An 8616-nucleotide genomic window follows, 5' to 3' on the forward strand; every position below is an offset into this window, starting at 1 on the left:
GTGCGGGGCCGGGTCGTCGGGGCCGGAGGAGGTTCAGCTCTCGGGCGTCGCCTCCGCGGCGGGGGCCTTGGCGCGGGTGCGGCGGCGCACCGGCTTGGCCTCGGCGGTGTCCGTCGCCTCCGCGGCCGGCTTCGCCGTGGCGGCCTTGCGGGTCCGCTTCGGCTTGGCCGGGGCGTCCTCGGCGGCGGGTGCGTCCGCCGTGGACTTCGCGGTGGCCGCGGTCTTCCGTGTGCGCTTGGGCTTGGCCGGTGCGGCCTCGGTGCCCTCGGCGGTGTCGACGGCGCTCTCGGCGGCCGGCTTGGCGGCGGCGGCCTTGCGGGTCCGCTTGGGCTTGGCCGGCGCCTCCACGGCGGCCTCGGCCGCGTCCAGCACGACCTCGGTGGCCTTGGGGGCCGCCTTGCGGGTCCGCTTCGGCTTGGCGGGAGCCGCCACCGCGGCGTCCGCCACGGTTTCCGTCACCGCGGCCGGCGCCGTCGCCGCGGCGGCCTTGGCGGTGCTGCGGGTCCGGCGGCGCGGCGTGGCCGGCGCCTCGGCGGGCTCGGTCACGGTCGCGGCCTCGGCGGCGACCGCCGCGCCCTCCGCGGTGGCGACCACATCGGCGGCCTCGGTGACCGCCGGGCGGGCGGCACGGGTCCGGCGGCGCCGCGGCGCGGCGGCCGGAGCCTCCGCCACCTCGGCAGCCGGAGCGATCGTGGCGGCATCGGCCACCGCATCCGCGGGAGCGTCCTCGGCGGCCGTCACGGCGGCGGCAGTACCGGAGGACTGTCCGTTGCCGTTGCGGGTACGGCGACGCCGACGCGGCTGACGCGGTCCGGCGGCCTCCGCACCCTCGGTGTCCTCGGCGGCGGCAGGCGATCCGGTCGCCGGTGCTTCGGCGGCGGCCGGCCCGTCCAGCGGTGTGCCGTTACGGGTACGGCGGCGCTGCCGCGGCGTACGGGTGCGCTGGGGGCGCTCCTCCTCGACGACGGCGGCCTTACGGGGGCCACGGCCGCGGCCGCCGGTCTCGCCCAGGTCCTCGACCTCTTCGGCGGCCAGCCCGGCACGGGTGCGCTCGGTGCGCGGCAGCACGCCCTTGGTGCCCGCGGGGATCTTCAGCTGCTCGTACAGATGCGGCGAGGTGGAGTAGGTCTCCTCCGGCTCGTCGAACGCCAGGTCCAGCGCCTTGTTGATCAGCTTCCAGCGCGGGATGTCGTCCCAGTCGACGAGGGTGACCGCGGTGCCCTTGGCGCCCGCCCGGCCCGTACGGCCGATGCGGTGCAGGTAGGTCTTCTCGTCCTCGGGGGACTGATAATTGATGACGTGCGTCACGCCCTCGACGTCGATGCCGCGGGCGGCGACGTCGGTGCAGACCAGGACGTCGACCTTGCCGTTGCGGAAGGCGCGCAGCGCCTGCTCACGGGCGCCCTGGCCGAGGTCGCCGTGCACCGCGCCGGACGCGAAGCCGCGGCGCGCGAGCTGGTCGGCGATATCGGCGGCGGTCCGCTTCGTACGGCAGAACACCATCGCCAGACCCCGGCCCTCGGCCTGCAGGATCCGGGAGACCAGCTCCGGCTTGTCCATGGAGTGGGCACGGAAGACGTGCTGGGTGGTGTTGCGGACGGTCTGGCCCTCGTCGTCCGGCGCGGTGGCGCGGATGTGCGTGGGCTGCGACATGTAGCGGCGGGCCAGGGAGATGACCTGGCCGGGCATGGTCGCGGAGAACAGCATCGTCTGGCGCTTGGCCGGCAGCAGCTGGATGATCTTCTCGACGTCGGGCAGGAAGCCCAGGTCGAGCATCTCGTCGGCCTCGTCCAGGACCAGGCTCTTGACCTGGGAGAGGTTGAGCTTGCGCTGGCCGGCGAGGTCGAGCAGCCGGCCGGGCGTGCCGACGATGACGTCGACGCCCTTCTTCAGCGCCTCGACCTGCGGCTCGTAGGCACGGCCGCCGTAGATCGCCAGTACTCGGACATTGCGCACCTTGCCGGCGGTGAGCAGATCATTGGTGACCTGCTGGCACAGCTCGCGGGTGGGCACGACCACCAGGGCCTGCGGCGCCTCGGTCAGCTGCTCGGGCTTCGCGCGGCCCGCCTCGACATCGGCGGGGACCTTCACGCGCTCCAGGAGCGGCAGGCCGAAGCCCAGGGTCTTGCCCGTGCCGGTCTTGGCCTGGCCGATGACGTCGTTGCCGGAGAGGGCGACGGGGAGCGTCAGCTCCTGGATGGGAAAGGGGGAAATGATGCCGACGGCTTCCAGGGCCTCGGCCGTCTCGGGGAAAATCCCAAGGTCTCGAAATGTAGACAGAATCTTGCCTCTTCTGTGAGACGCGGCGTGAGGCGGCGAAGGGGGTCGTACCGCACCTTCGTACTGGTTCGTACGGGCCGGCCTGATGATGCGGCCGGTGGGGCGGGACCACTGCCAACGCTCAGGCACTCCTGCCGCGAGCGGTGTCCCTCTTGCCGTGCGTATACCTGCTACGCGCCGCAAAAGAGGGCGGTCGGTTTGGAGCCGATCGGGCCACCGACCGGGCATCCGCTTCGTGGAACGACCCACCGATACTCGGCAGGTCCAAATACCACTGTACCCCGGATACGGCGCGCTCATCCGAAGGCTTGTATGAGTGAGGAATACATCACGGCAGATGCGGCACCGGGACGCGGGGTCGGACCGCCGTTCGTACGGGTGAACGGGAGAGGCTGACCAGGGCCTTCCCCGAGCGGCCGAGCGGGCTATTGTGCCCGTCATGGGAACGCCTGACAACGCCGCGGCTGACGCGCAAAAACACACCGGGATCGCCGCCCAGAACTGGGCGCAGGCATCCGCCGACCCGCAGTACCGGGCCGCCGTCATCGATCTGCTCGGCGCGCTCGCCTACGGCGAGCTGTCCGCCTTCGAGCGCCTGGCGGAGGACGCCAAGCTCGCGCCGACGATGGACGACAAGGCCGAACTGGCCAAGATGGCCTCGGCCGAGTTCCACCACTTCGAGCGGCTGCGCGAGCGGCTCGCGCAGATCGAGGCGGAGCCGAACGAGGCGATGGAGCCGTTCGCCGCCGCCCTGGACGAGTTCCACCGCCAGACCGCGCCGTCGGACTGGCTGGAGGGCCTGGTCAAGGCCTATGTCGGCGACTCGATCGCCAGTGACTTCTACCGCGAGGTCGCGGCCCGGCTGGACTCCGACAGCCGTGGTCTGGTGCTGGCCGTGCTGGACGACACCGGGCATGCGACGTTCGCCGTGGAGAAGGTGCGCGCGGCCATCGAGGCCGAGCCGCGGGTCGGCGGGCGGCTGGCGCTGTGGGCGCGCCGTCTGATGGGCGAGGCGCTCTCGCAGGCGCAGCGGGTCGTCGCGGACCGCGATGCGCTCTCCACGATGCTGGTGGGTGGCGTGGCCGACGGCTTCGATCTGGCCGAGGTGGGCCGGATGTTCTCGCGGATCACCGAGGCGCACACCAAGCGGATGGCGGCGCTGGGGCTCGCGGCCTGACGTACGACGGGTGTACCGGGCGGCTCAGGCCGTCCGGTGCCCCTTCAGCGGCGTGGCCGGCCGCCGAAGACGCCGGCGCGGCGGGCGCGCGAGGACCGACAGCAGAGCCGCCCCTACGGCGATCGCGGCCACCATCACCTGGACGGGATGGCCGGCGCCGAGGATCGAGCGGGTCAGCAGCGCGCCGAGCAGCGCCGCGACCGGGCCGGTCGCCAGTGTGAGGGCGCGTGCGGGGAATCGGTCGGGCAGCCAGCGCATGGCGGACAGGGCGATGGCGCATCCGATGAGCACGGCGCCGAGCGCTTCCCAGATCATGCTGTTCCCTCCCGTGTGACGAGACCGGTCGGACGACCAAATCGGTCGTAGGCGGTCGTACCCATGGGGCACCGGCAGCAACCCTCCCGGCGCCGGTCCCCTGCCCGATCAGCCCAGCCGGACCGACTCGAACGGCCTGATCTGCGGAAAAGCGGCGGCCGGGGCCCGGAACGGACGGGAAAGCGGTGGCGGGCCGGCGCGTGAAAGCGGCAGGAAAAGGGCGGCGGCCCGGAGCGATACCTCCGGGCCGCCGCCCTTGTCACCTGAGTGCGGGCGCCGCATCCGGCGCCCCTGCTCAGAGCGCGCCGAACCCGACCTTGCGGGCGGTCGGCTCGCCGATCTCCACATAGGCCAGCCGGTCCGCCGGGACCAGGACCTTGCGACCGTGATCGTCCACCAGGCTCAGCAGCTGTGACTTGCCGCCCAGCGCGTCGGACACCGCGCTCTCGACCTCTTCGGCAGACTGCCCGCTCTCCAGAATGATCTCGCGGGGTGCGTGCTGCACGCCGATCTTGACCTCCACGGCTTATGTCCCTCCGACGGTCTGGGGGTCCCCCAGTGTCAGCTGGGGGAGGGTGCGCGGTCATCCGCGCCGTACGCAGCACACATTAGCCCGGTACGGGGACGGGCAGGACGCCATGGACCACGCCCGCAGCGAACACGGTCAGTGTGCGTCGCTGCCGTGCAGCGGGAAGCCGGCGATGCCCTTCCACGCGAGCGAGGTCAGCAGCTGCACCGCGGATTCCCGCGGCACCTTGCTCGCCGAGGACAGCCAGTACCGCGCCACCACCTGGGAGACACCGCCCAGGCCCACGGCGAGCAGCATCGACTCGTCCCGCGACAGACCGGTGTCCTCGGCGATCACCGCGCTTATGGCTTCGGCGCACTCCAGCGACACCTTGTCCACGCGCTCGCGGACCGCCGGCTCATTGGTGAGGTCCGACTCGAACACCAGTCGGAAGGCGCCGCCCGGGTCCTCCACGTACGCGAAGTAGGCGTCCATCGTCGCCGCGACCCGCTGCTTGTTGTCGGTCGTCGACGCCAGTGCCGAACGCACCGAGTGCAGCAGCGCCTCGCAGTGCTGGTCGAGCAGGGCGAGGTAGAGGTCCAGCTTGCCCGGGAAGTGCTGGTAGAGCACGGGCTTGCTGACGCCCGCCCGCTCGGCGATGTCGTCCATCGCGGCCGCGTGGTAGCCCTGTGCGACAAAGACCTCCTGGGCGGCGCCCAGAAGCTGATTGCGCCGGGCTCGGCGTGGCAGGCGTGTGCCCCGCGGGCGCGCCGCCTCGGTCTGCTCGATGGCGCTCACGCTGCCTCCCAGAAGTTGTTCCGTACGCGGCCCGTACAAGGTGGTGCACCGCGCCCGCCATCGTACTTTTGGGTAACCCGGCTGTGCGCGTTCGAGGCCGAGAATTTCTGGCCGGCGCCCCACCCGGAAGCCGACATAACGTCCCAGGTCATCGGTATTCGTCTTCGTTGAGCTCCACGACACGGGCCTGTTCGGCGAGATCTGCCTCGTTTGCCTCGTCCGGATCGAGAGTGCCCAGCTCCTCGTCACGCTGCGGTGCGAGATCGGCGTGCTGCTCGGCGGCGTCCGCTTCCGGTGCTTCGACGTCGATGTCGGTGGCGTCGCTCTCGTCCGCGAAGGTCTCCGGGTCTGTCGGGTCGACGCGCATGGTGGCTCCCTTTCCCGAGTGCTCGTTTCGTCGGCTGGTGCCTGGCATGAAAGCAGTGGCCGGGGGCGGCTGCCCTCGCCTACGAGCCTAGGAGAGTCGTCGTGGCAGCGCGATGTGGTGTGTGACCGCGGACACACGATCGGGGGTGTGATCGTCTCGTAACATCGTGCCCATGTCTTCGACCGAGTCGCCGGACACCGCGACCGCCGCCCTCCCGGTGCCACCGGCCGGCCCCGGCCGGCGCGGCGGGGCGGAGACGGTACGCACCGTGACCCTGCCGGGCCTGACGCTGACCGTACGGGCACCGGCCGGGCAGCCCGCGCGGCCGGACGACGGGCCGGAGGGGGCCGCACAGGACGGCGCCGGCCGGGACCGCGAGCCCGCGCTCTACGTCCACGGCCTCGGCGGCTCCTCGCAGAACTGGTCGGACCTGATGCCGCTGCTCGCCGACCGCGTGGACGGCGAGGCGATCGACCTGCCCGGCTTCGGGCAGTCACCGCCGCCCGAGGACGGCAATTACTCCGTCTCCGCGCAGGCCCGCGCGGTCATCCGCCACCTCGACGCGGCCGGGCGCGGCCCCGTCCACCTCATCGGCAACTCCATGGGCGGTGCCGCCTCGACCCGGGTGGCGGCGATGCGCCCCGATCTCGTCCGCACCCTGACGCTGATCTCCCCGGCGCTGCCCGAGCTGCGGCCGCAGCTGACGGCGGTGCCCACGGCGCTGCTCGCCGTCCCCGGAATCGCCGGACTCTTCGGCCGGCTCACCCATGACTGGACGCCCGAGCGCCGCACCCGCGAGGTGCTGGCGCTCTGTTACGGCGACCCCGGCCGGGTCAGCCCGGAAGGGTTCAACGCCGCGGCCGTGGAATATGCCCGACGGCTGGAACTCCCTTATTTCTGGGAGGTGATGGAGCGCTCGGCGCGCGGCCTCGTGAACGCCTACACGCTCGGCGGACAGCATAATTTGTGGCGTCAGGCAGAGAGAGTGCTCGCCCCCACCCTTCTCGTCTACGGTGGACGCGACCGCCTGGTCTCCTTCCGGATGGCGCGGCGGGCGGCCGCGGCGTTCCGCGGTTCGCGACTGCTGACGCTGCCGGAGGCGGGGCATGTGGCGATGATGGAGTACCCGGAGACAGTGGCGCGGGCCGTCCGCGAGCTGCTCGACAGTGAAGTGACCGATGTGACCGCTGATGCGGGCAGGAGCTGACACGCCCCGTGGGACGCCATAGCCGCCGAGGCCGGCCGGAGACCGCTGCGGAGACCCCTGAGACGGCAGGTCCGCCCGTCAACGGCCCCTCGGGGGGCGGTGACCCCGGCGCCGGGCCGGGCTCGGGACGCCGCAGACGCGAGCCGTTCGAAGGCGATGCGGTGCGCGGCGGACACCCCGAACAGCGCGAGCCGGGCGGTGGCTGGGGCACGTTCCCTGGGGCACCGGATTCCCCGGTGGCGTCCGGTCCGGGCACGCCGAGGATTCCCCGGCCGCGCGCGGAGATGTTCGGCGCGCCGCCGGTCGCCGCACCGGGCAGCGGGCCGGGACCGCGGCGCGACTATGTGGACGCCTTCGATGCCGGGCCGTTCCCGGGCGGTGCGCGGGGCGCGGACGACCCCGACGACGATGTGTTCCGGGCCGGTGCGCCCCGGACGGCGGGACCGGCGGCCGGTCGGTACGGGCCCGGCGCGGGCGGTGTGCCCCCCGGCGGCCGCTTCACCGGGCGGTCGGTGGTCTTCGAGCGCGAGGAGGACGACGGGCCGGACCGGCGGGCCGAATCCGGCGCGGACGGTGGCGAGCCGGGTGACCCGGCGGACCAGGATCCGGACGGCACAGGCGCGGCGGACGAGTCGCGGCACGGCAGCAAGAAGGGCGGCATGGGCCGGACGTTCACCGGCGCGGCGGCCGCGGCGGTGACCACCGTGCTCGCCGTGGTCATCGCGGGCCAGGTCGCCGAACATCACAAGGACGGCGGCGACCCGCAGACCCGCAGCGGCAACGACCGCACTGACGGGGACGGCGACGAGGCCTCCAGGTCGCATGCCAGGCCCACCCAGGATGCCAAGCCCGCCAGTTACGACGAGCGGATGACGCAGGTCTTCCCGCTGGATGCGCATCTGACGGCCGGCGGCCGGTTCAGGCCGACCGGCGGCGACGCCAAGGCGCCCGGACACGGCAAGGTGCTGCGCTACCGCGTCGACATCGAGGAGGGGCTGCCGCTGGACGGCAAGCTGTTCGCCGAGGCGGTGCACAAGACCCTCAACGATGAGCGCAGTTGGGCACACGGCGGACAGCGGACCTTCCAGCGGGTGGGGTCCGGCGACGCCGATTTCGTGATCACGCTGGCGAGCCCGGGGACCACGGCGACGTGGTGCGCCAAGTCCGGTCTCGACACCCGCGAGGACAATGTCTCCTGTGACTCGGCGGCGACCGATCGGGTCATGATCAACGCCTACCGCTGGGCGCAGGGCGCGCAGACCTACGGCCACGACAAGATGCTCGCCTACCGCCAGATGCTGATCAATCACGAGGTCGGCCACCGCCTCGGGCACAACCACGAGGTCTGCTCCCGGCAGGGCGCGCTGGCCCCGGTGATGATGCAGCAGACGAAGTTCCTGACGACGGACGGGGCGACCTGCCGGCCCAACTCCTGGCCGTTCCCCACCCAGCGGTGACCCGACCGGGCGCCCGGCAAGGCGGGCACCCGGTGTGAGACGGGCCGATGAGCCGGCCACCGCTGGACGTCACCACCCGGGCGCAGATCATCGGGCCGCTCGGCGAACTCCGCCGGGAGCCGGGCCGCTCGCTGGTTTTCCTCGCCCACGATCCGGCGGTCGTACGGGCGGTCGGCGACCGGGCCGCGGTGCTGCGCTCCGGCCGGAGCGTGGAGCGGGGACCGGTCGACTCCGTGTAAGACCAGCCGCAAGACCCCTACACCCAAGGGCTCCTGGCGGTGGTCCCGGTGCTCGATCCGCAGGTCGCGGCGCAGCGGCGGGCGCTACGGGCGGTGGCGTAGCGATCACATAGCGCGTCGAAACGCCCCTGGGGGCGGAAAGTTACGTGCGTTCACCCCTTCCGGTGGGGGGGGGGGGGGGCGGCGGTTCGGGCGCCCCCCCCCGCCTGCTGGATCTGGAAAGCGGGTTTGCGGTGCGCCGCCCCCCCCACCACGCCGCCGCGCGGCG

At 72.7% G+C, this 8616-nt stretch carries 9 protein-coding genes; 4 read left to right on the forward strand and 5 right to left on the reverse strand.

Features of this window, described 5'->3' with window-relative positions:
- Positions 1 to 33: 33 nt before the first annotated feature.
- On the reverse strand, positions 34 to 2409 hold the full coding sequence (locus ACGFWI_RS17915; RefSeq protein ID WP_393906900.1) for a DEAD/DEAH box helicase: 2376 nt from the start codon (positions 2407 to 2409) through the stop codon (positions 34 to 36).
- Between the two features lie 310 nt (positions 2410 to 2719).
- Here ACGFWI_RS17915 and ACGFWI_RS17920 point away from each other — a divergent pair, with 310 nt between their 5' ends.
- Positions 2720 to 3457: a ferritin-like fold-containing protein gene (locus tag ACGFWI_RS17920; protein ID WP_393906901.1), complete on the forward strand. Its 738-nt coding sequence runs from the start codon at positions 2720 to 2722 to the stop codon at positions 3455 to 3457.
- A gap of 24 nt (positions 3458 to 3481) precedes the next feature.
- Here the strand turns inward: ACGFWI_RS17920 and ACGFWI_RS17925 are convergent, their stop codons facing one another.
- From ACGFWI_RS17925 to ACGFWI_RS17940, 4 genes are all read right to left on the reverse strand, one after another.
- Positions 3482 to 3772: a hypothetical protein gene (locus ACGFWI_RS17925; RefSeq protein WP_393906902.1), complete on the reverse strand. Its 291-nt coding sequence runs from the start codon at positions 3770 to 3772 to the stop codon at positions 3482 to 3484.
- Positions 3773 to 4067: 295 nt separating this feature from the next.
- The gene (locus ACGFWI_RS17930; RefSeq protein WP_018089430.1) at positions 4068 to 4295 is read right to left on the reverse strand and encodes a DUF3107 domain-containing protein; all 228 of its coding nucleotides are present in this window, start codon (positions 4293 to 4295) and stop codon (positions 4068 to 4070) included.
- Positions 4296 to 4436: 141 nt separating this feature from the next.
- Positions 4437 to 5078: a TetR/AcrR family transcriptional regulator gene (locus tag ACGFWI_RS17935; RefSeq protein ID WP_393906903.1), complete on the reverse strand. Its 642-nt coding sequence runs from the start codon at positions 5076 to 5078 to the stop codon at positions 4437 to 4439.
- Between the two features lie 148 nt (positions 5079 to 5226).
- Positions 5227 to 5445, reverse strand: a complete 219-nt coding sequence (locus ACGFWI_RS17940) for a hypothetical protein (RefSeq protein ID WP_393906904.1) — start codon at positions 5443 to 5445, stop codon at positions 5227 to 5229.
- A 172-nt stretch (positions 5446 to 5617) separates the two neighbouring features.
- On the opposite strand from ACGFWI_RS17940, the gene ACGFWI_RS17945 reads away from it, so the two are divergent.
- The 3 genes from ACGFWI_RS17945 to ACGFWI_RS17955 all read left to right on the forward strand — a co-directional run bounded on the left by ACGFWI_RS17945 (position 5618) and on the right by ACGFWI_RS17955 (position 8348).
- Complete coding sequence (locus ACGFWI_RS17945; protein WP_393906905.1) at positions 5618 to 6652, forward strand: alpha/beta fold hydrolase; 1035 nt, start codon at positions 5618 to 5620, stop codon at positions 6650 to 6652.
- Positions 6653 to 6813: 161 nt separating this feature from the next.
- Entirely contained in the window at positions 6814 to 8109 is a 1296-nt protein-coding gene (locus tag ACGFWI_RS17950) for a DUF3152 domain-containing protein (protein ID WP_393906906.1), read from the forward strand.
- 47 nt (positions 8110 to 8156) lie between these two features.
- A complete protein-coding gene (locus tag ACGFWI_RS17955; RefSeq protein ID WP_393906907.1) occupies positions 8157 to 8348 on the forward strand; it encodes a hypothetical protein in 192 nt (63 codons plus the stop codon).
- The last annotated feature ends 268 nt before the right edge of the window (positions 8349 to 8616 follow it).

This window comes from Streptomyces sp. NPDC048434 (assembly GCF_043200375.1).
GTDB lineage: Bacteria > Actinomycetota > Actinomycetes > Streptomycetales > Streptomycetaceae > Streptomyces.